The organism is Nitrospirillum iridis (genome assembly GCF_014205765.1).
GTDB classification, from domain to species: Bacteria; Pseudomonadota; Alphaproteobacteria; order Azospirillales; family Azospirillaceae; genus Nitrospirillum; species Nitrospirillum iridis.
Genome location: NZ_JACIIZ010000005.1, coordinates 405,134 through 424,963 on the forward strand (window position 1 = coordinate 405,134; position 19,830 = coordinate 424,963).

Below are 19,830 nucleotides of genomic sequence, written 5' to 3' on the forward strand. Positions count from 1 at the left end.
AGCGGGCCGCCGGTGGCCGCCGCGCTTTTTTCGTTGGCAACGATCGCGCCAGCCGTTATATTAGTCAAGTCTAATTTAGGCATTAGGAATGTACGATGGATCAGTCGTTGCCCTTGATGGACCCGGTGGAGATGGAGGCCCGCGCCGCCCAGGCGGAGGCCTTCCTGCGGTCGCTGGCCAGCCGCCACCGGCTGATGATCCTGTGCACCCTGGTGCAGGGGGAAATGACGGTGGGCGACCTGGGCCACCGGCTGGGCCTGTCGCAATCCAACCTGTCGCAGCATCTGGCCAAGCTGCGGGACGAAGGGCTGGTCGCGCCCCGGCGTGAGGGAACCGTCATCCACTACCGCATCGGATCGGACAAGGTGGGGCCGATCCTCGGCGCGCTTTATCAACTGTTCTGCGCCCCGGAAGGCGGGGCCCCGGAGGGTGGGAAATGAGTGGTTTCACGCCCTTTGCCGCCGCCGCCGGCGGTGTGTTGATCGGCCTGGCGGCGGCCCTGCTGTGGTTGGGCATCGGCCGCATCGCCGGCATCAGCGGCATCCTTGGTGGCTTGGCGACCGCCGGGCGGGGTGACCGCGCCTGGCGCACCGCCTTTCTGATCGGACTGATGGCCGCCCCCGTCCTGTACGCCCTGACGATGGGGGTGCCGGCACGGTCAGGCCTGACCCCGTCACCCTGGCGGCTGATTCTGGGGGGATTGCTGGTCGGGGTGGGCACCCGCCTGGGCGGCGGCTGCACCAGCGGCCACGGTGTCTGCGGCCTGGCCCGCTTTTCGCGCCGATCGCTGGCGGCGACCTTGACCTTCATGGTCACCGCCATGGCGACCGTCTTCCTGTTGCGCCATGCGTTGGGAGGCTGACTGATGAAGCGTTTCGTGTTCGCGCTGGGCGCCGGCCTGCTGTTCGGCCTGGGGCTGACGATGTCCGCCATGATCTCCCCCGCGAAGGTGTTGGGTTTCCTGGATGTCGCCAAAATCCGGGCCGGCACCTGGGATCCCAGTCTGGCCCTGGTCATGGCCACCGCCATTCCGACCGCCTGGCTGGGCGTCGCCCTGGCGGGCCGGCGCGCCCGCCCGTTGGCGGACGACGCCTTCCACGGCCCCACCGCCAGGCGGGTGGACCGCCGCCTGCTGGCGGGTGCCGCGCTGTTCGGCATCGGGTGGGGTCTGGTGGGCTATTGCCCCGGCCCGGCGCTGGCGGTCCTTGCCTTGGGTCTGGTGGATCCCGATGGACGGGTCGAGACGTGGATGTTCGTGGCGGCCATGGCCGCCGGCATGGCCGGGTTCAGCCTATGGAATCGGCTGCCCACCCGGCCGCGGAATTGATGGTCATGCCCATAATCTTGATCCTGGCTTCTGGCGGCGTGGTCGGCTTCACCCTGGGGGTGGTGGGCGGCGGCGGCTCCATCCTGGCGGTGCCGCTTCTGCTTTATGTCGTTGGCATACCCGATCCCCATGTCGCCATCGGCACAAGCGCCCTTGGCGTCGCCGTCAACGCCTTCCTCAACCTGGCCCAGCATGCCCGGGCGGGAACGGTGAAATGGCCCTGCGCCGCCGTCTTCGCCGCGACCGGTGTCATCGGCGCCATGGCCGGGTCAACCCTGGGCAAGGCGGTGGACGGCGCCTGGCTGCTGTCCCTGTTCGCGCTGGTCATGATCGCGGTCGCGGTGTCCATGGTCCGGCGACGCGGGGACCTGGGCGACCCACAGGTCCACATCACCCCCGCCATCGCGGCCCGCCTGGTGGCCGTCGGCCTGGCCACGGGTTTCGTGTCGGGCTTTTTCGGCATCGGCGGTGGCTTCCTGATCGTCCCCGGACTGATGCTGGGCAGTGGCATGACCATCCTGAACGCCGTGGGGTCGTCCCTGTTCTCCGTCGGGACGTTCGGACTCGCCACCGCCGCCAACTATGCCCGCTCCGGCCTGGTGGATTGGCATGTGGCTGGCTGGTTCATACTGGGCGGCGGCCTGGGCGGGTTCGCCGGGTTGCGGGTCGCCGTGAGGCTGGCGCGGCGCAAAGCCATGCTGACGCGCGTGTTCGCCGCCATCCTGGTGCTGGTCGCCCTTTACACCCTATACCGCAGCGTCACCGCCCTGGCGGTGCCGTGAGAATGGCGGCTCAGGCCCCCGGTTGCAGCATGGGCAGCACGTCCTCGACATGCCCGTCGTTGCGCTCCCCCTCGATGGCCAGCAGCCGGACCAGGAGGGGGTAGACGTCGACGTTGGGAAACTCCGGCACCACGGCGCCACGCCTGAATGCCGGGCCATGAGCCACGAACAGGGCGCCCATCGCGGGGCTGGCCGTGTCATAGCCATGGTCCCCCAACGAGGCCGGCTTGTCCTTGTTGCGTTCCAGCGTTGCCCGCGTGGTCACCTCCCAGCCATCGTCCGCCAGGCAGAGGATGGCGGGTACCCGGTCGTTGGTGCCGTAGCGGAAGCGGGTCGGCAAATCCTGTTTGCGCCAGCATTCCATGTGCTCATGCCGGCCCAGCAGCCGGGCGGCCACCGCCGCCTGGCCGGGTGCGACACCAATGCCGGCCAGCGGGCCGGTGGTCACCACGTGCAGCGCGGCGGGATCGACCAGATCGTCCAGGATGATGCGCCGGTCCGGGCCCGTGGCCGTCATGCCATGATCGGAAACGATGACCAGATTGACCGTGTCGAACAGGCCGCGCCGCTTCAGCCCGTCCACCAGACGGGCCAGGGCCCGATCGACCAGGGCGGAGGCCGCGTCGGCCTGGGCGCTGCCCGGACCCTTCTCATGCTCCGCATGATCAACCTGGTCGAAATAGAGGGTGATGAAGGATGGCCGCTGGTCACCGGGGAGGTCCATCCAGCCAAGCACGGTGTCCACCCGCTGGTCGGGCGTCACCTTGGCATCGAACGGCTGCCAATGATCGGGGCGCACGCCTTGAACGGGCGCCTCCGATCCCGGCCAGAACATGACCCCGCTATGCCGGCCCTGCTCCTGCACGCTGACCCATAGGGGAGTCGCCTGGTTCCACCAGCGGGCATCAGCCACCGCGGTGTGGTCGTTCATGGAAAAGACGCCCAGTTCCGCATCCTCCATCGCGTTGTTCACGATGCCGTGGTGATCGGGATAGAGACCCGTCACCAGGGTGTAGTGGTTGGGAAACGTCAGCGATGGGAAAGAGGGGCGCATGGATTTGGCCCGCACGCCGTCGGCCGCCACCGCCGCCAATGTGGGCGTCGCGCCCCGATCGATCTGGTCGGCGCGGAAGCCATCGATGGACACCAGGATCACGGGCGGCGGCACGGCATCGGCAACGTAGGCCGGGGGCGGCGGGGCGGCCGCGCTGGGCAGGGGCGCGCCGTCGGGAACATCAATGCACCCGGATAGCGCCGCCATGGCCGCCATCGCCATCCCCAGGCCTGACCGCCCCCAGCGCCGAAAATACGCCCGCCCGGAATACATCCCCCGAAAATACACCATGATGATGCCGCGCCCCCGATGTCACCCGAACCACCGGTGTGACACGGGCGTCGCCCGCCCCGCCCGTCGCCCGGCATGACCCGGGATGGGCCAGCGCCGGCGACGGACTGATCAATTTCCGAGGAAGAGCCGGGCCTTGATGCCCAAGGCTAACGGCCGATCAGACCGCGGGGCGGATGGTCACCATGACCACGCCATGGGACGCAACCTCGGCCGTGTAGGCGCCTTTGACCGTGCCCTGATCCTTGGCCAACCACAGGTCGCGCACCTTCGCCGGCACCTTCGCCGGGAATCCCAGGTCGGTCCAGTTGACGGTGATCTTGGCCGGCGCGACGCCACGGTTCAACAGCACCACCGCGCGGTCGCCGCTGGCCAGCGGGCGGGCCCAGACCTCCAGGTCGCCCTGTTTGGCCACGCGACGCCCCTGGGCGCCCAGGGGATCCTGGTCCACGGCGATGACCTCGGCATTCGTCAGGATGGCCTTGGTCGCGGGCGACATGGTGGTGAGGTCGTTCCCGGCGATCAGGGGGGCCGCCATCAACGCCCACAGGCTGAAGTGCGAGCGGTATTCCGTATCGGTCATGCCGCCGTTGCCCACCTCCAGCATGTCGGGATCGTTCCAATGGCCCGGGCCGGCATAAGGGTAGAGGTCGGCCTGAAGATCCACGATGTCCATGACGCCCAGGGAATAAGTCTTCTTGCCCTGCCAGCCGTCATAGATATCGCCGGTGCTGCGCCACAGATTGCCCACGTTCTGCGCCCACAGCCAGGGCTTGGCCGTGCCCCATTCGCACATGCTGAAGACGATATCGCGGCCCGACGCCCGAAGCGCGTCACTCATCAGCGTATAGGCGGCCTTGGCATCCAGCGTGCCGGTATAGCACCAGTCGTACTTCAGGTAATCCACGCCCCACGCGGCATACTGGGCCGCGTCCTGATACTCATGCCCCAGACTGCCCGGCCGCTTGCCGCATGTCATCTTGCCGGCGTCGGAATAGATGCCGAACTTCAGGCCCTTGGAATGGATGTAGTCGGCGAGCGCCTTGAGCCCCGAGGGAAAGCGGACCGGGTCAGCCTGCATGTCGCCGTGGGCGTCGCGCCCGCCATGCCAACAGTCATCGATCACCACATATTTATAGCCGGCGCCGGCCATGCCGGTGGCGACCAGGGCATCGGCGGCTTTGCGAATGACCTCTTCATTGATTTCACAGCCGAATTTGTTCCAGGTGTTCCAGCCCATGGGTGGCGTCAGGGCCAGGCCATTGGCGGGGCGCGGCGGCTCGACATCATTGGGATCATCGGCCAACGCCGGGGGGGCCAGCAACAGCAGCGGCACGAAAAGCAAGGCAGCCAGGGCCAGAAGCACTCTGCGCATGGGGACGTTTCCTCAAGGTGACCCGCAGGGTCGTTTCTTGGACGGCCAATGCCGCCATGGCCAATTATAAGATAAATAAACCATTTTTAAAAAATTAAATTGGCGCCGGTTTCTCCCCATATGACAGAACCCCGGGGACTGCCCCCGGGGTTCTCAAACACCGCTGCTTTAGGGCAGATTGCCCAAAGGCGGCATCGCCTTTGGGCGTGAAGCTGCTCGCGGACAGACTCAGCTATAGCCGGATGTGGTTCCGATTAAACGCAGCCGGCTATAGCCCATCAGGGATGGTTACGGCCGCGGGTTGCCCGGCTGGCTGGGTGCGGCGCCGTCCGGGCTGGCCGGTGGCGGGGGCGGCGGAGCCGCTTCCTCATTGTTCTGGCCAGGATCAGACTTCTTGTGAGCCATGTGCCTGGACGCCTTCCTGGACTTGGCGGCCTTGCCCTTGTCGTCGTTCGGGTCATGGGGCGGCAGGGGCTGCACCACCGGCGGCTTTTCCGTGACCATCCCGCCCGATGGGCCGCTGGGCGAGGTGTAGGACGAACTCTGATCCGACGGCGCCGGCGGCATGGTGGAGGGGGTCCCGGTGTCGGGCTGGCCGCGATCGCCAGGCAAGGTATGGGAATTGGATGGGCTGGGTGAGGTGGCGTCCGGCGCCGGCGGGACCGTGGACGGTGTCATGCCCTGGCGGCTGGGCATGCCCATATCTTCGGACGGGACGGTCTGCGCCCAGGCGGCGACGCTCAGAACCGGAGCGGAAGCAAGGCCAGCGACCAGTGTCATCGCTGTCGCGGTGCGGGCCCAGCCCGTGGTGGTCAATTTCGTTAACATGGGTCGTCCTCCATTCCTTTCAGAAGGGTGTGACATCAAGGGGACCGCCCAATGGTGGCGAAAAAGCGTCGCCGAACCGCAAATTATGGGGTGTGGGCGGGGGTATCTCCTTTGCCCCGGCGGGGATATCGGCAAGCGCCAGGGTGGAAGCGGATATGGAAACGCCCTGGGGGACAGGAAAGTTCCACCAGGGCGTTCCCAAGGGGGGGATCACGACCTATCTAACAGCCGCTCGTGAAGGCGCCCCCCTTCAGCCATGCGGGTGAGCCGCCGGCGCATGGTGCACCACCCGATGGTGGACGTGATGCGGGGGGTGGCGATGATGATGGTGATGATGATGGTGATGATGCGCCACTCGGTGATGAACCCCCTCCGCCTGGGCGCTCCCCGCCGTCATCAGGGGCGCCAGCGCCAGACCGACGGCCAGGGTCAAGGCCGCGATCCCGCGGCGGCGCCAAGACGGGCCGGCGGATGGACCGGTGGTGGTGGGGCAGGTCAGGACAGGCATGGGTTCGATCCTTCTGACATAAACAGGGCCCGGCCACGCCGGGCACCTTCAGAAGGCAACCCAATGGTGGCGAAAAAACGCCCCCGAACGGGATTTAATGAGACCTCTCTTCTGATCCCCACGTGGATCGCCCATGGCATGGGTGGCGCCCACATCAATCCGCGCCCTTTGCCGGTCACCCGACACACCCGCGTCAGCGCCGCCCCTGCCCACCTGTCATATCGTTTGTGTCCGGACGGCGCCTATTTGCGCATTGGTCGTTCCCGTCACCATCCCATCCGCGACCGTTTGTGATAAAGGCTTTCCGATAATTTTCACTGCCCGTCGGCAAGTACGGGCTGTACTGTCAGCCCGGTTCCGATTTTCCAGGAGTGGCCATGTCCGGCGTTGAGCACCCTGCCCCCGCCATCCATCCCGAACTGAAGCGCCTGCGTGACAGCATCGATAACATCGACGCGGCCCTGATCTACATGCTGGCGGAGCGCTTCAAGTGCACCCAGCAGGTGGGCGTGCTGAAGGCCCAAATCGATCTTCCCAGCAGCGATCCAGGCCGCGAGGCGGCGCAGATTGAGCGTCTCCGCCGTCTGGCCGAGGGCGCGCACCTGGATCCGGATTTCGCGGCCAAGTTCCTGAACTTCATCATCAAGGAAGTCATCCGCCACCACGACAGCTTCCGCGCGGCGGATCCGGCCTGACATTCGGCCGGCCCCGGGCCGCGGCCGGTCAAGGACGCGGCAGCGGGTTCGGGTCATCCTTGCGGTTGGGTGGTTTCGGCGGCTCCGAATGTGGCGCTTGGGGATGCGGCGCCTGGGGACGGGGCGGCTCCGGCCGGGCCTGGGGTGGCGGCGCGTGCGGGGGTTCCGGCCGGGGCTGAGGCTCCATGTGACGCGCCGGTTCGGCCGGGGATTGCGGCCGCATTTGCGGGGTCTCCGGCCGGGGCTGGTGCTGTGGATGGGCGTCCCGCTCCACCTCCCGCTGGGGTTGAGGCCGCTCCGGCTGACGCGGCGGCTCCGCGGGGGGCCGGGGCTGGGGCTGGGGAATGGCCGGCGGTGGTGCCGCGTGCTGGACCGGCGGACCCTCGGGCCGGGCTTCTTCAGCGCGGCCCCCGTCCGGGCGGCGCCCTTCCCCATGCGGCGTCGGCGCCGGTTGCGGCTGGCCCGGACCGGCCTGTCCCGGCTGCGGATGGTCCTGGGGGTTGCCGGGGGGCGGCCCGGACCGCTCCGGCCCGGTCGGATGCACCGGCGGCGGGCCCGGTGGCTGATCATGATCGCGCAACGCCGGCAGGCCGGCGGGGGCGGAACGATCCGGGTGTAAGCCTGGCTCGTCGGGGCGCCGCTGCCCCGCCCGGAAGTCGCCCTGACGGAAGTCGCCCTGCCGCAAATCACCAGACCGGCCATCGGCGCGCGGGGTACCGTCCGGGCCCCGCCAATCCTGGTGACGGGTATCGCGCGCCTCGGGCGCCCCATCAGGCCGGAACTGGGGGCCGGGACTGGCCGGACGCGGGACGGGCCCGGCGCCATCGGGCGGGCCAGGCAGGTGCAGTCGCTGCGCCAGTTGCGGCGTCACGCCGGCGGTGGCGGCGGTGGGCAGCACCGGCGGGCGCCCCGCGACAAGGCGGGCGTTGGCGAATTGCCGTTCGTCCAGCGGGCGGGCGCCGCCATCATGACGATCCCAGGCGCGCTCTCCCGGGCGGTCCCCGGGGTGGCCCCAAGACCGTCCCCCCACCATGGCGTCCGCCGGCATCATGGAGGCGCCACGGCGGTTCACATAGTTGTTGATGGTGACGTTCACGGTGTTGTTCACGACGGTGAGGTTGCGCACCACCGGACGGTTCACATACTCAACATAGCGCGGACTGGCCCGGTACCAGGGATGATAGGGCTCTTGCCAGCCGAGCGGGCACCAGCCCACCGGGGGGTGGCCACCGACACCGATGCCCACCGCCACGCCAGCGCCGAAAAAAGCGACCAGCGCCGGAGCATAAACCGGCGGGGGCGGCGGGCCTGCGGTGATGACCGCGCCGGCCGGAGCCCAGGCCCAACGCCCGCCAATGTCCACCCAACGGCCATAGTGGAAGGGGGCGAAACCCCATGGCGCGTCGTCGATCCAGGTCCATCCCCAAGGCGCCACGAAGGCCCAGTGGCCCTGGCGATAGGGGACCCACCCCGCATCGACCTGCGGGTACCACACCTGGCCATAGTCGGGCGTGACCTGCCAACTGCCGTAGGCGGTAAGATCTTCGGCGCCCGGCATGGCGGCAATGGCCGGCGGGGTGGAGGAGCCGACCCGATCAGCCGCCAGGGCCGCCAGCAGGAAGGAATCGTGGTCAGCCGGCCGCACGCTGACATTGGGCGGGTTGTCGCCGGTGATCTCCCCCGTCTGGCCGCCGTTCAGCCGCAGCGACAGGCCGTCGCCGCTGAGTTGCGCCGTCCCCTCCAGCACGGTGACGCGGGTGGGCGTGTCACGGTCACCGGCCACGATCTCATACCGCCCCGGGGCGTTCAAAGTGACCATGCCCCGCGGCGTGCGCAGGCTGTAGCTTTCCTCAGGCAGCAAGCCGCGGATCCGCACATAGACCCGCCCCTGGGCCACGTTGGCATCCAGGGTGCGATCATCCAGCGTGTCGATGTCCAGCTCGGTGGCCCCATCCATGACCAGCCGGGTGGCGGAGACCTCCACGGTGGCGCTGGCGCCCGGCTCCGTCCACAGGGCGTTGCCGCTGGTCAGCGGATAGTTGGGGATGGCGGTGTCCCACTGCGTGGCATCGGCCGTGTGGAAGGACACGGTGCCGCGCACCCGCGCCAATCGTCCGACCCGGGCCGGCGGGTCGCCGGAATATTGGTCGCCGGCGGCGTCATAGGCTGCGGGGTCGTCCTGCGCCAAAACCCGGGTGGCGGCAAGGGGGGAAAAGGCCAGAAGGACCGCCAGCGCCGTCATGGTGCCGCGGGCCATGCCCGATCGCCGCGAGACCGGCCGCTGGGACACCATGGGTTGGAGGGGTGTTGGGGGCATGATGACAGGTTCCACCCTGGTTCGTTCAGGTCAACCCAGGCTGCGCGCCGATGGTGGCATAACTACGACGAATGATGGCCCCGATTTGGCCGGCGGGCGATTCATATTGCCCGGTCTCAAGCCCTGCGCGCAGAGTGCGGCCGCGTCAGGAAGCCTGAGGAAAAGGTCTAAGGTCATGCGGATGTCATTGGATATGGTGCGCGCCCGGTTCGAGGCGGACAATGCGGCCCTGCTGCCCCGGGTCCAGTCCTTCCTGGCGCATGTCATGCGGGCACCCGCCTCCCATGCCTGTTTCATGAACGAGTTGTCGCTGATGGAACATATGGGCAGCCACAAGATCATGGCCACCCAGCACGGCCCCGGCATGGACCAGCCCACCCTGAAACATCTGGCGGAGGAGGCGCGGCACGCCTTTTTCTTCAAGCGCCATGCCGAGGGGGTGGCCCGCCGCCCACTGGACTATGTCCAGGCCGACCTGCTGTCACCGGCCGCCGGCCGCCTGTATTTCCAAAAGCTGGATATCGCCGTGGAGCAGGCGCTGGCGGATGAGCCACCGCGATCCAAGGTGCTGTACCTGCACATGTCGCTGATCATCGAGTTCCGCGCCGTGTGGTTCTACCATCTGTATGAGACGGCGCTGCGCCAGGCCGGGTCCAAGATTTCGCTCAAAAGCCTGCTGGCCGAGGAACAGGGGCACCTGGCCGACATGGCCACCCGGTTGGCGGCGGTCGGGGCCTGGGACCCCGCCCGGCTGCAGGCCCTATGCCAGGCCGAAACCGCCCTGTTCGGCATCCTGCTGGGCCGGCTGGAACGGGCGGTGGCCCCACAGGCGGAAGCCCAGGCGGCTTAAACGGCGCCTTCCAGCAGCAAGGGCCAAGCCTGGGCGTTGCGTTCGGCAAACAGGCGCAGATGGCCGATGGCCTTGACCCCAGCCTCCGCCGGGGTGATGACGCGGTGGCGGATGGTGGCCGCCGGGTAGAAGTCAGCCAGTCGGCGCACCCGTTCCGGCGGCATCATCTCATCATCCGCAATGCCCACAAGGGTGACGGCACCTGTCATGCGGTCGGGCATTGGGTGGGGCATGGCCCGCCCCCAATCCACCCGGTAGAAGCCACGTGAGGTGCACCAGCGCCGCCATTGCCAGAACACACCCTTGGGCAGGTCGGCGCCCAGGCCTAGCAGCCGCCCGGGCAGATAGCCCCACAGCCGCGTGGCCAGCGGCCCCAGCAGGAACCAGAAGGCGATGACCGAGGGCGTGTAGCGCCACGGATGCTTGGTCCAATGCGCGGGGCCGGAAGCGACGGCGATCAGCCGCGCCACCCGCCCGGCATTGGCATGAAAGGGCAGGCACATGCCGCCGAGCGAATGGCCGACAACCCAGATCTCCGCATCCGGAAACCGGTCGCACAGATAATCCAGGGCCGCCGCCTGATCGACCACGCCCCAGACGGCCATGGTGGCGTCGGAGTGGCGGACCGGGCCGGCCGCCGAGGCGCCGAAGTCGCGATAATCATAGGTCAGCACTGCCGCGTCCCTGGCACCCGCCAGCCAGACAGCGAAGCGGGCATAGTAGTCACGCGGCACCCCCGTGGCGCCGTGTATGACGATGGCGATCTCGGGCGTTGGCACCGCCGGCGGCAGCATCAGCCGGCCAGCCAGCTGGGCGCCATCGGGCGTGGTGATCCGCACCGCCTGTTCCCCCATGGCCTGTTCCCCCGTGGCCTGCTCCTGCTTGTCCACCGGCATGTGCTCCTCCCGCCCCTCGGGCCTCGGAACCCGTTTTATGGTGATCACCATAGAATGGATATCACTAGACCGACCGACATACAATTGGCATGAAGGGGCATGCCGCGCCCGTCCGATGCCAAGAAGCATTTCGTCGATACCGCCGTGACCCTGTTCCGGCGCAAGGGCTATAATGGCGTCGGGCTGAACGAGATCATCGCCGTCAGCGGTGCGCCGAAAGGTTCGTTCTACCACCACTTCCCCGGCGGCAAGGAAGAGCTGGCGGAGGAAGCGGCCCGCCTGGCCGGCCACCGCATTGCCCGCCTGATCGACCAGGCCTTCATCGACGCGCCCACCTTCGCCGACGGCGTTCACGCCCTGGCCGACATCATCGCCGATTGGTTCGAGGCGTCGGACTGGCGTGACGGCTGCCCCGTCACCGCCCTGGTCATCGGGGCCATCCCGGACTCCACCCGCCTGTCCGCCGTGGTGGCCGAGGTGCTGGAGGATTGGGCCGCCCGCACCGCCGGCCATGCCGAGCGCCTGGGCGTCAGCGATCCGCGGGAACGGGCGGCGCGTTTTTTCATCGCGCTGGAGGGCGCCTGGCTGCTGGCCCGGGTGCAACGCACCCGTGCGCCGTTCAAACTGGCGGCGTCCATGGTCCTGTGAGACCGTTTTCCTGACAGGAAAAAGGGGCACTGCCATGCGTCTGTTGGGCTTGATCGGGGGCATGAGCTGGGAAAGCACCACCCTCTACTACCGCCATTTGAATACCATCGCCCGTGACCGGCTGGGCGGCCTGCACTCCGCCCGAGTCCTGCTGTGGTCCGTGGATTTCGCCGAAGTCGCGGACAGACAACAGGCGGGTGACTGGGCGGGCGCGGGCGCGCTGATGGCTGACGCCGCCCGTCGCTTGCAGGACGCAGGCGCGGAGGCGCTGATGATCGGCGCCAACACCATGCACAAGACGGCGGATGCCGTGCGCGCCGCCACCACCATCCCCCTGCTGCACATCGCCGACGCCACCGGCCGGGCCCTGGCCGCCGCCGGCAGCGTTCGCCCGGCCTTGCTGGCCACCCGCTACACCATGGAACAGGACTTCTACCGCGGGCACCTGGCCCAGCATTATGGCGTGGACGCCCTGGTGCCCGACGCCGCCGGCCGCGATGCCGTCCACCGCATCATTTACGAGGAGTTGTGCCGCGGCATCGTACGACCGGAATCCAAGGCGCTGATCCTGGACCAAGTGGCGCGCCTGCGTGACGGCGGGGCGGATGGCGTCATCCTGGGCTGCACGGAAATTGGTATGATCATGGATCAAGCCGACAGCGACCTGCCGGTTTTTGACACCACGCGTCTGCACGCGGAAACGGCGATGAGCTTCGCGTTAACATATTAATATATAAAACTTTTACGCCCATGGATTGCATTCCCCCATGGGCACGTTAGCATGGCGTTGGTAAGCGTCGGCTGGCGGGGTATGGGCGTTGAAGAAGTGGGCGAAGGGGGCCGTCGGCCTGGCCATCGTGGCCCTGGGCATCACCGGATGGAATCTGGTGTGTGTCACCCTGCCTGTGGCCCGAGTCCTGGATAGGGATCCGCGCAACGCGCCCGTCAGCGTGGTCGCATACCACCGGGGACTTGTTCTGCCGGACAGTCTGGTGATCGATGTCTGGGGTGCCCGCACCACCGCTGGCCCGCAGGACATGCTGCGCGCCCTGCTGCAAACGGCGGCGACGCTGGGCGGACGCACCTACGACACCGTCGTCCTGGCCTATCACGGCCGCCCCCGCTTCACCTTGCCAGGCTTCTATTTCCAGCAGTTGGGACACGATTACGACAGTGGGGAAGATACGACCAGCCTGATCCGCACCCTGCCGCAAAATGTGCGCGCCATGGACGGCAGTGCCGCGTTCGAGACCTGGACAGGGGGTATGGCCGGGGTGCAGGATCGGCAAATGGAAGACGTGCGGACCCTCAGCCGCCTGTGGTGGATGGATCGCCACAGTTCCTGAGTCGCGTTCCGCAGCCGCCGATGGATGAGCCTGGCCCCGCGCGGCTTGACGCTTCAGGACGATTCCGCCCCTCGCGCCGTCCGCCCTAGTGATCACGCGGCAGGTGGACACCACCAAAGCGTGCGGCCAATTGGGCCAGCGCGTCCGGCGCCAGGAAGGGGTCATGCGCCGTCAGCCCGGCGACCCCATAGCCATCGGCCAGGACACCCGGCGTCAACCACCACCACACCTGGTCGCGGGCGATGCCCGGATGGGCGGCCAGATAGTCGTCCGTCGCCTGATCGATGTCATCCAGCAGCGTGGGCGCCACGCCCCATTCCCGATACAGCGCCGCGATCGCCTGGCGCAGGTTGGCGGCGTTCTGCCGGCGCGCGCCCAGGATGGCCTCGACCGTGGCGGCGCCCAGGTCCGGCGGCGTCACGGTGACGCCGTCCCGGGACAGGTCGGGCAACTGGTCGCGGATGGCCGCCATCTCCTGGATCAGGCGGGCGCGCGCATCCAGCGTATCGCGCGGATCCAGGCTGTTGGTCGAATGGAACTCCACCACCGCGCCCGGGGCCACCGTCTTGCGCTGGCCGGCCAGGAAAGGCAGCAGGGCGCAAGCGGACGCGCAGCGCCCCCGCACCACCACGTCCAGGCGGCGGTCATGGATCAGGCGCGCCATTTCCAGCGCCACGGCGACATCGCCGCCGCCGGAGTCCAGCACCAGGGTCCGCGTCTCCGGCGTCAGGTGGCGGGCCAGCAGCTCCGCGTCCCCCGCCGGGTGCTCCCCGGGCAGGAAGCGGCGGGGAAGGATTTCACCCTGGAAGGCCAGGGTGGCCGCGTCCTCCCGCCGCCACGCCTTATCCTGGTAGGACTGCGACCAAGCGGGAACCGGGGCCAGTGGCGGGAGCACCATCAGGCAGGCGGCGAGCAGCAGAGCCGCGAGCGGCGCCCGCCTCACGAGGGGGGGCGGGGGCTGGCGGGGGGACGACGGCAATGGTGCATGGAGACCCTGGAATGGTTGCGGTCCGCGCATCACGGACCAAGCGCATGGAACTGACACGGTAGCTTGCTAGTCTAATCCCAGCACCCGGCCCACTGGTAGAGCGGGCAAAGGGTTTACCCCACGCAACTAGGAGAACGGCCATGGCCCAGTTGAAGCGCACCGCGAATGCCGTCTGGCACGGCACCGGCAAGGACGGCGACGGCACCCTGACGACGCAGAGCGCGACGTTGTCCAGCGTGCCCTATTCCTACATCGCCCGTTTCGGCGATGGCAAAGGCACCAATCCGGAAGAACTGATCGCCGCCGCCCACGCCGGCTGCTTCAGCATGGCCCTGGCCTTCATGCTGTCCGGGGCCGGCTTCACCCCGGACGAGATCAAGTCCGACGCCCTGCTGACCATGGAGGGCGAAGGCGCCGGCTGGCGCATCTCCGCTGTCAAGCTGACGGTGCGGGCAAAGGTCCCGGGCATCGAGCCTGGCAAGTTCCAGGACATCGCCGCCGAGGCCAAGGCCAACTGCCCGGTGTCCCGCGTGCTGAATGCGGAGATCACCCTGGACGCCGCCTTGGCTTGAGGCCGGCCCCTGCCCACAACAAAATGGGCGGGGTCTCGCGACACCCGCCCATTTTTATTGCGAAAGCGGAATGATCCTTATTCCGCCGCCTCGGTTCGGCGTGGCTGACCAGTGCGTGAGGCTTTCAGCCCCTCAGCCACCAGGAACGCCAATTCCAGCGCCTGGTTGGCGTTCAGGCGCGGATCGCAGGCGGTGTGGTAACGCTGGGCCAAGGCGTGTTCGGTGATGGCCTGGGCGCCGCCCGTGCACTCCGTCACGTCCTGGCCGGTCATCTCGAAATGCACGCCGCCGGCGTGCACGCCCTCGGCGCGGCAGGCCTCGAAGAAGCCGCGCACCTCGGCCAGGATGCGCTCGAACGGGCGCGTCTTGTAGCCGGTGGCCGACTTGATGGTGTTGCCGTGCATGGGGTCGCAGCTCCACACCACCGTGCGGCCTTCGTCCCGCACGCGGCGCAGCAGGGGCGCCAGCTTGTCCGCCACCTTGTCATGGCCCATGCGGGCGATGAGGGTCAGGCGCCCGGCCTCGTCCGCCGGGTTCAGGACGTCGATCAGGCGGATCAGGTCATCCGGGTCCGTGGTCGGGCCGCACTTGAGCCCGATGGGGTTCTTCACGCCGCGCAGGAATTCCACGTGCGCGCCATCCAGCTGGCGGGTGCGGTCGCCGATCCACAACATATGGGCCGACACGTCGTACCAGTCACCCGTGGTGCTGTCGACGCGGGTCAGCGCCTGCTCATACGGCAGCAGCAAGGCCTCATGGCTGGTGAAGAACTCCGTCTCGCGGATCTGGGCGGTGGTTTCCGCCGTGATGCCGCAGGCGGCCATGAAGGCCAGCGCCTCATCCAGCCGGTTGGCCAGATCGCGGTAGCGCTCGCCCTGCGGGCTGCGATCGACGAAACCCAGATTCCACTGGTGCACCTTCTGCAGGTCGGCGTAACCGCCCTGGGCGAAGGCGCGCAGCAGGTTCAGCGTGCTGGCCGCCTGGTTGTAGGCCTGGACCATGCGCTCCGGATCAGGCACCCGCGCCTCGGCCGTGAAGTCGAAGCCGTTGATGATGTCCCCCCGGTAGGAGGGGAGCGACACGCCGCCAATATCCTCGAGGTCGGCGGAGCGCGGCTTGGCGAACTGCCCGGCCATGCGACCGACCTTGACCACTGGCGTGGCGCCACCGAAGGTCAGCACCACCGCCATCTGGAGCATCACGCGGAAGGTGTCGCGGATGTTGTTGGGATGGAACTCGGCAAAGCTCTCGGCGCAATCGCCGCCCTGCAGCAGGAAGCTCTGGCCCTTGGCCACGCGGCCCAGATGCTCCTTCAGGCGCCGGGCCTCACCCGCGAAGACCAGCGGCGGATAATTGGCAAGGCGGGCCTCCACGGCATGCAGGCGCTGGGTGTCCGGATATGACGGCATCTGCCGCACTTCCCGAGACCGCCAGCTATCGGGCGCCCAGCGCCCCGCCTTTTCCAGTGCCATGACCCACCTCTTAAAACCCGTGAAACCGGCCGGGATTCCGGACCTCAGGTGTAGCGATCGGGGAAACCCCGACAGTCGCGGGCGGTGACGCCCTCCCAAGTCTGGCAGCAAGCCGGTCTCGTTATGTACTGCCGGATTTTATACTTTTCCAGTCTTCTAAGCCCCCCGCTGCGCATTACTGTTACCCGGCAAACGCGGTTGCCGGCCGCCGCAAGGCTTGGAACACCAGCCACCCTATCCAGATGGCCGAGCCAAGGCCTAGCCGGAATAGTATAGGCTGGAAGTCATTTTCCTGCCCAAAACGGGCTGACCGCTGGGTCGTCAAAGGCGATCGGGAGTTGCAGGCATGATGGCCCCCATGGTCCCCTTCCCCATTCGCCTGGCCAGCGCGGGCCTGTTGGCCGCCGCGGCCCTGATCGCCCGTCCGGCACCGGCTCAAGCGGCCACCACCCCAACCTATGCCGCCGGCTACTCGGCGGGCTGGTGGGCGCAATTGGGCGTGACCAACGCCATCGAGGTGGCGGCCACGGGCGGCAGCGGCGTCACCATCGGTGTGGTCGACACCGGCGTGGTCGCGACCCAGGCCGACGTCACCGGCCGGGTCGCCACCACGTCCTCATGCGCCGCCGTGGCCTTCACCTGCTCCAAGGGCTACACCGACGACAACGGCCACGGCACCGCCACCGCCGCCATCGCCGCCGGTGCCGTGACCAGCACCGGGGCGGGCATGGCCGGCTTGGCGCCCAAAGCCACCATCGTGGCGGAAAAATCCCTGAACGTGAGCGGCAGCGGCACGGACGCGGACGTGGCCAACGGCATCATCAAGGCCACCAATGCCGGCGCCCGGATCATCAACCTGTCGCTGACCTATCTGCCCACCAATGCCATCGTATCCGCCATCAATTACGCCGCCGCCAAGGGAACGGTCCTGGTGTTCGCCGGCGGAAATTCCGCGACGGTCCTGAATGGCGGTGGCAGTACCAACGGGCTGACCACGGCGGCACTGACCCACCTGGCCTTCACCGGCTCGGTCACCAGCGCCAACAAGCTCTCCAGCTTCTCCAACACCCCCGGTGCCGGCTACGCCATCGCCGGCACGACGCGGACCAGCTACGCCTCGCTGTGGTTGATGGCGCCGGGGGAAAACATCGTCGCCCCCGGCATCCAGTACGGCAGCAACGCCCTGGCCTACTGGACCGGCACCTCCATGGCCGCCCCCATGGTGTCGGGCGCCCTGGCCCTGCTGGAGGCCACCTGGCCGGTGTTGTACCGCAATGGCACCGCCACCGCCGTCCTGTTCGCGTCCGCCACCGACCTGGGCACCAAGGGCGTGGACGCGACCTTCGGCAACGGCCTGATGAACCTGACCACGGCGTTCACGCCGCTGGGCGGCTTGTCGGTGACACAGGCCAACGGCAAGTCCCTGCCGGTCACCAGCCTGACCGGAGCGCTTGTCACCGGCGGCGCCCTGGGCTCCCTGGGCAGTATCAGCGCGCAACTGGCCTCCTACACCGCCTTCGACGGCTATCAGCGCAACTTCACGGTCAACTTGAGCGGCCTGATCGCCAAGCAGCCGGTCTCCGCCTCGTCCATCACGGCGGCGCTGCCGGCCCCGACCGTCACCACCAGCAGCACCAAGTTCGCGGATGGCGGCAGCCTGACGCTGGCCTACACCGACGCCCCCCGGCTGGACTTCATGACCCGGCCGCAGCCCCTGGCACCGCGCGATGGCTACGCCGGGCACGACGGCTGGACGCTGGCCTATAGCCGGGGCGGCCTGACCCTGGCGACAGGCCAGGGCTTTCCCGGTGCCGCATCCTTCGCCCAGGCGCTGTGGGGGCAAGGCTCGGGTGCCGCGGAGGCGGCGGGCACGCTGGGTGTGTCCACGGCGCTGACCGGCCTGGCGCAGGGTGGCGGTTTCGCCGCTTTGGGCACGGATCTGGATGGCTGGCTCTCCCGGGCGCTGGGTGGCGCCCGGTTGGCGCTCAGCTGGTCGGGGGCGCCCGGCGCCGACACCGTGTCACGGCGCGACCTGCTGGGCGGCGACTGGAACCCCTGGCGTGGCCCGGTGCTGACGGGTGCCGGCTGGGACCGGCAGGCCGACGCCTTCGCCGCCGGCCTCAGCTGGGATTTGACGCGGGGCTGGAGCACCAGCCTGTCCGTCAGCCTGCTGAATGAACGGGACGGCCTGTTGGGCAGCCGCTATCGCGGTGGCGGCCTGTTGTCCCTGGGCGATCATAACGACAGCCTGTCGCTGGGCCTGGCCACCGCCGTCACGCTATGGGACGGCGGCAGCCTCATGCTGGACGCCAGCCTGGCCCGCACGGGCGCGGCCGACAGCGCCCACGGCATCATCGCCGGCATCGGGCCGCTGCTGGCCCGGTCCTACGGCCTGGCCTTGTCCCAGCGCGACGCGGTGACGGAGGGCGACAGCCTGACGGCCGCCTGGCGGCGGCCGTTGCGCGTGGTGTCCGGCACCGCGAGCCTGTTGATCACCAGCGTGGACGACCAGGGATACGCCACCACCGTGCCGACGCGGGTATCGCTGCGGCCGGATGGGGCGGAAACGGACCTGGCGCTAACCTACGCGGCGCCGCTGGCGACCGGCCGATGGGGTCAGGCCCTGACCCTGAACGGCAGCCTGGAATACCGGCAGGACGCCGGCAACATCCGGGGTCTGACCGACCAGGTGGCGCGCGTCGGTCTCAACTTTCGCTTTTAAGGCGTAGCCAACATTCATTGTGTGAAATTCAGGCCGCGGGGTGACCGGGCGCACATCGTGCCCCGTGGTTGGCCGTATCTTGGCCGCCATCCATCCCTTGTCGGAGTACACCCGATGTCGATTTCCATGTACCAGGCGTCCATCCCGGTATTCGTGCGCATTCTGGGCAACCTGTCCACCATCCTGGACAAGGGCCTGGCCCATGCCGAGGCCAAGAAGATCGACCCGTCGGTGTTCGTGAGCGCCCGCCTGGCGCCCGACATGCACCCGCTAGCCCGCCAGATCCAGATCGCCAGCGACGCCGCCAAGGGCGCGGCCGCCCGCCTGGCCGGCGTCGATGTCCCCAGTTTCCCCGATACCGAGACCACCTTTGGTGAATTGCGGGAGCGCATCGCCAAGACGGTGGACTTCCTGAAGGGCGTGACGCCGGACCAAGTCGACGGCAGCGAGGAGCGCACCATCACCCTGAAGATCAGGGGCGAGGATGTGCACTTCCCCGGGCAGGCCTTCCTGCTGTTCTTCGCCCTGCCGAACTTCTTTTTCCACGTGACCACCGCCTACGACATCCTGCGCCACAACGGCGTGGAATTGGGCAAGATGGATTTCCTGGGCCGTCCGTAACATCGGCTGGGGTCCCATGGGGAAAAGGCGGTGCCACCAGGCGCCGCCTTTTTCATGCGGCCCCTTTCGGGACGGGCCAGACGGTGGCTCCTGCCACATTCTGTTCCGGGACAAGCCCGTCTTCCGGGCCTATCTGGACCGCCTGGCCCAGCGCCCCGCCTTCCAGCGCTTCGTCCAAGCCATGGCGGCGGCCTGATCAAGGAACAGGCGGAGCGCCCCTTTTAAAGGTCAACCTCGCGGACCCTGTCGGAATCGCGACCGGGGTCGAAATTCTCACCACCAGAAAGTGCTTCAAGGAACGGCGCCAAAGAGCCGCCCCCATGCGCAAGATGGCGCCGGATAAAGGCGACGCGTTCGCGGATGGAACGGTCGGGGTCCTGTTCCAGCCGAGCCAACAGCGGCCGCCACTCTTCCCAAACGGCCCCCTTCTCACGACCCAACGCCTGGGCAAGGGTCGCCGGGGCCTGGCGTCGTCCGCAGCAGGCTCGCGTCACCCTTAGAACCGCCGAACCATCGCTGCAGGAAATCCGACGGCGCC

At 68.1% G+C, this 19,830-nt stretch carries 20 protein-coding genes; 13 read left to right on the plus strand and 7 right to left on the minus strand.

Features of this window, described 5'->3' with window-relative positions:
* Positions 1–95 precede the first annotated feature (95 nt).
* Genes FHS74_RS11470 through FHS74_RS11485 form a run of 4 tightly spaced genes read left to right on the plus strand, consistent with a single transcriptional unit; the run spans position 96 to position 2,109 of the window.
* Complete coding sequence (locus FHS74_RS11470; RefSeq protein ID WP_246463054.1) at positions 96–440, plus strand: ArsR/SmtB family transcription factor; 345 nt, start codon at positions 96–98, stop codon at positions 438–440.
* Entirely contained in the window at positions 437–862 is a 426-nt protein-coding gene (locus FHS74_RS11475) for a YeeE/YedE family protein (RefSeq protein WP_184800461.1), read from the plus strand. The genes FHS74_RS11470 and FHS74_RS11475 overlap by 4 nt, the downstream gene beginning before the upstream one ends.
* A 3-nt stretch (positions 863–865) precedes the next feature.
* Entirely contained in the window at positions 866–1,327 is a 462-nt protein-coding gene (locus FHS74_RS11480; protein ID WP_184800463.1) for a DUF6691 family protein, read from the plus strand.
* Positions 1,328–1,332: 5 nt separating this feature from the next.
* On the plus strand, positions 1,333–2,109 hold the full coding sequence (locus FHS74_RS11485) for a sulfite exporter TauE/SafE family protein (RefSeq protein ID WP_184800465.1): 777 nt from the start codon (positions 1,333–1,335) through the stop codon (positions 2,107–2,109).
* Positions 2,110–2,119: 10 nt separating this feature from the next.
* Here FHS74_RS11485 and FHS74_RS11490 read toward each other — a convergent pair whose 3' ends face one another.
* The 3 genes from FHS74_RS11490 to FHS74_RS11500 form a co-directional block, all read right to left on the minus strand.
* Positions 2,120–3,370 (minus strand): alkaline phosphatase family protein, encoded by a 1,251-nt coding sequence (locus FHS74_RS11490; RefSeq protein WP_211106227.1) that lies wholly within the window; start codon positions 3,368–3,370, stop codon positions 2,120–2,122.
* 244 nt (positions 3,371–3,614) lie between these two features.
* Positions 3,615–4,829, minus strand: a complete 1,215-nt coding sequence (locus FHS74_RS11495; protein WP_184800467.1) for a glycoside hydrolase family 27 protein — start codon at positions 4,827–4,829, stop codon at positions 3,615–3,617.
* Between the two features lie 288 nt (positions 4,830–5,117).
* Positions 5,118–5,657 (minus strand): hypothetical protein, encoded by a 540-nt coding sequence (locus FHS74_RS11500; protein ID WP_184800469.1) that lies wholly within the window; start codon positions 5,655–5,657, stop codon positions 5,118–5,120.
* Positions 5,658–5,934: 277 nt separating this feature from the next.
* On the opposite strand from FHS74_RS11500, the gene FHS74_RS30145 reads away from it, so the two are divergent.
* Together FHS74_RS30145 and FHS74_RS11510 are read left to right on the plus strand one after the other, a co-directional pair.
* Positions 5,935–6,459, plus strand: coding sequence for a hypothetical protein (locus tag FHS74_RS30145; RefSeq protein WP_211106228.1), 525 nt, complete (start codon positions 5,935–5,937; stop codon positions 6,457–6,459).
* Between the two features lie 83 nt (positions 6,460–6,542).
* A complete protein-coding gene (locus tag FHS74_RS11510; RefSeq protein ID WP_184800473.1) occupies positions 6,543–6,860 on the plus strand; it encodes a chorismate mutase in 318 nt (105 codons plus the stop codon).
* A 28-nt stretch (positions 6,861–6,888) separates the two neighbouring features.
* Here FHS74_RS11510 and FHS74_RS11515 read toward each other — a convergent pair whose 3' ends face one another.
* The gene (locus tag FHS74_RS11515; protein WP_184800475.1) at positions 6,889–9,117 is read right to left on the minus strand and encodes a DUF6600 domain-containing protein; all 2,229 of its coding nucleotides are present in this window, start codon (positions 9,115–9,117) and stop codon (positions 6,889–6,891) included.
* Positions 9,118–9,352: 235 nt separating this feature from the next.
* On the opposite strand from FHS74_RS11515, the gene FHS74_RS11520 reads away from it, so the two are divergent.
* The gene (locus FHS74_RS11520) at positions 9,353–10,027 is read left to right on the plus strand and encodes a hypothetical protein (protein WP_184800477.1); all 675 of its coding nucleotides are present in this window, start codon (positions 9,353–9,355) and stop codon (positions 10,025–10,027) included.
* Here FHS74_RS11520 and FHS74_RS11525 read toward each other — a convergent pair.
* Complete coding sequence (locus FHS74_RS11525; protein ID WP_184800479.1) at positions 10,024–10,923, minus strand: alpha/beta hydrolase family protein; 900 nt, start codon at positions 10,921–10,923, stop codon at positions 10,024–10,026. The genes FHS74_RS11520 and FHS74_RS11525 overlap by 4 nt on opposite strands.
* A 99-nt stretch (positions 10,924–11,022) precedes the next feature.
* Here FHS74_RS11525 and FHS74_RS11530 point away from each other — a divergent pair, with 99 nt between their 5' ends.
* From FHS74_RS11530 to FHS74_RS11540, 3 genes are all read left to right on the plus strand, one after another.
* Positions 11,023–11,571 carry a TetR/AcrR family transcriptional regulator gene (locus FHS74_RS11530; RefSeq protein ID WP_184800481.1) on the plus strand — a complete coding sequence of 183 codons (549 nt, stop codon included), beginning with the start codon at positions 11,023–11,025 and terminating at the stop codon, positions 11,569–11,571.
* A 34-nt stretch (positions 11,572–11,605) separates the two neighbouring features.
* Positions 11,606–12,301, plus strand: coding sequence for an aspartate/glutamate racemase family protein (locus tag FHS74_RS11535; RefSeq protein ID WP_184800483.1), 696 nt, complete (start codon positions 11,606–11,608; stop codon positions 12,299–12,301).
* Between the two features lie 88 nt (positions 12,302–12,389).
* Positions 12,390–12,917 (plus strand): hypothetical protein, encoded by a 528-nt coding sequence (locus FHS74_RS11540; protein ID WP_184800485.1) that lies wholly within the window; start codon positions 12,390–12,392, stop codon positions 12,915–12,917.
* Positions 12,918–13,002: 85 nt separating this feature from the next.
* Here the strand turns inward: FHS74_RS11540 and FHS74_RS11545 are convergent, their stop codons facing one another.
* Entirely contained in the window at positions 13,003–13,896 is an 894-nt protein-coding gene (locus FHS74_RS11545; RefSeq protein WP_184800487.1) for a hypothetical protein, read from the minus strand.
* A gap of 149 nt (positions 13,897–14,045) precedes the next feature.
* Between FHS74_RS11545 and FHS74_RS11550 the strand changes: the two genes are divergently transcribed.
* The gene (locus tag FHS74_RS11550) at positions 14,046–14,477 is read left to right on the plus strand and encodes an OsmC family protein (protein WP_184800489.1); all 432 of its coding nucleotides are present in this window, start codon (positions 14,046–14,048) and stop codon (positions 14,475–14,477) included.
* Between the two features lie 77 nt (positions 14,478–14,554).
* Here FHS74_RS11550 and FHS74_RS11555 read toward each other — a convergent pair whose 3' ends face one another.
* Complete coding sequence (locus tag FHS74_RS11555) at positions 14,555–15,949, minus strand: class II 3-deoxy-7-phosphoheptulonate synthase (protein WP_184800491.1); 1,395 nt, start codon at positions 15,947–15,949, stop codon at positions 14,555–14,557.
* A gap of 346 nt (positions 15,950–16,295) precedes the next feature.
* On the opposite strand from FHS74_RS11555, the gene FHS74_RS11560 reads away from it, so the two are divergent.
* Entirely contained in the window at positions 16,296–18,671 is a 2,376-nt protein-coding gene (locus FHS74_RS11560; protein ID WP_184800493.1) for a S8 family serine peptidase, read from the plus strand.
* A gap of 114 nt (positions 18,672–18,785) precedes the next feature.
* Positions 18,786–19,292, plus strand: coding sequence for a DUF1993 domain-containing protein (locus FHS74_RS11565; protein WP_184800495.1), 507 nt, complete (start codon positions 18,786–18,788; stop codon positions 19,290–19,292).
* The last annotated feature ends 538 nt before the right edge of the window (positions 19,293–19,830 follow it).

What these genes read in the sequence shown, in the direction of transcription:
- FHS74_RS11470 (WP_246463054.1), top strand. Translation starts at nt 96, where the DNA reads ATGGATCAGTCGTTGCCCTTGATGGACCCGGTGGAGATGGAGGCCCGC.
- FHS74_RS11475 (WP_184800461.1), top strand. Translation starts at nt 437, where the DNA reads ATGAGTGGTTTCACGCCCTTTGCCGCCGCCGCCGGCGGTGTGTTGATC.
- FHS74_RS11480 (WP_184800463.1), top strand. Translation starts at nt 866, where the DNA reads ATGAAGCGTTTCGTGTTCGCGCTGGGCGCCGGCCTGCTGTTCGGCCTG.
- FHS74_RS11485 (WP_184800465.1), top strand. Translation starts at nt 1,333, where the DNA reads ATGCCCATAATCTTGATCCTGGCTTCTGGCGGCGTGGTCGGCTTCACC.
- FHS74_RS11490 (WP_211106227.1), bottom strand. Translation starts at nt 3,370, where the DNA reads ATGGCGGCGCTATCCGGGTGCATTGATGTTCCCGACGGCGCGCCCCTG.
- FHS74_RS11495 (WP_184800467.1), bottom strand. Translation starts at nt 4,829, where the DNA reads ATGCGCAGAGTGCTTCTGGCCCTGGCTGCCTTGCTTTTCGTGCCGCTG.
- FHS74_RS11500 (WP_184800469.1), bottom strand. Translation starts at nt 5,657, where the DNA reads ATGTTAACGAAATTGACCACCACGGGCTGGGCCCGCACCGCGACAGCG.
- FHS74_RS30145 (WP_211106228.1), top strand. Translation starts at nt 5,935, where the DNA reads ATGGTGCACCACCCGATGGTGGACGTGATGCGGGGGGTGGCGATGATG.
- FHS74_RS11510 (WP_184800473.1), top strand. Translation starts at nt 6,543, where the DNA reads ATGTCCGGCGTTGAGCACCCTGCCCCCGCCATCCATCCCGAACTGAAG.
- FHS74_RS11515 (WP_184800475.1), bottom strand. Translation starts at nt 9,117, where the DNA reads ATGGCCCGCGGCACCATGACGGCGCTGGCGGTCCTTCTGGCCTTTTCC.
- FHS74_RS11520 (WP_184800477.1), top strand. Translation starts at nt 9,353, where the DNA reads ATGCGGATGTCATTGGATATGGTGCGCGCCCGGTTCGAGGCGGACAAT.
- FHS74_RS11525 (WP_184800479.1), bottom strand. Translation starts at nt 10,923, where the DNA reads ATGCCGGTGGACAAGCAGGAGCAGGCCACGGGGGAACAGGCCATGGGG.
- FHS74_RS11530 (WP_184800481.1), top strand. Translation starts at nt 11,023, where the DNA reads ATGCCGCGCCCGTCCGATGCCAAGAAGCATTTCGTCGATACCGCCGTG.
- FHS74_RS11535 (WP_184800483.1), top strand. Translation starts at nt 11,606, where the DNA reads ATGCGTCTGTTGGGCTTGATCGGGGGCATGAGCTGGGAAAGCACCACC.
- FHS74_RS11550 (WP_184800489.1), top strand. Translation starts at nt 14,046, where the DNA reads ATGGCCCAGTTGAAGCGCACCGCGAATGCCGTCTGGCACGGCACCGGC.
- FHS74_RS11555 (WP_184800491.1), bottom strand. Translation starts at nt 15,949, where the DNA reads ATGGCACTGGAAAAGGCGGGGCGCTGGGCGCCCGATAGCTGGCGGTCT.
- FHS74_RS11560 (WP_184800493.1), top strand. Translation starts at nt 16,296, where the DNA reads ATGATGGCCCCCATGGTCCCCTTCCCCATTCGCCTGGCCAGCGCGGGC.
- FHS74_RS11565 (WP_184800495.1), top strand. Translation starts at nt 18,786, where the DNA reads ATGTCGATTTCCATGTACCAGGCGTCCATCCCGGTATTCGTGCGCATT.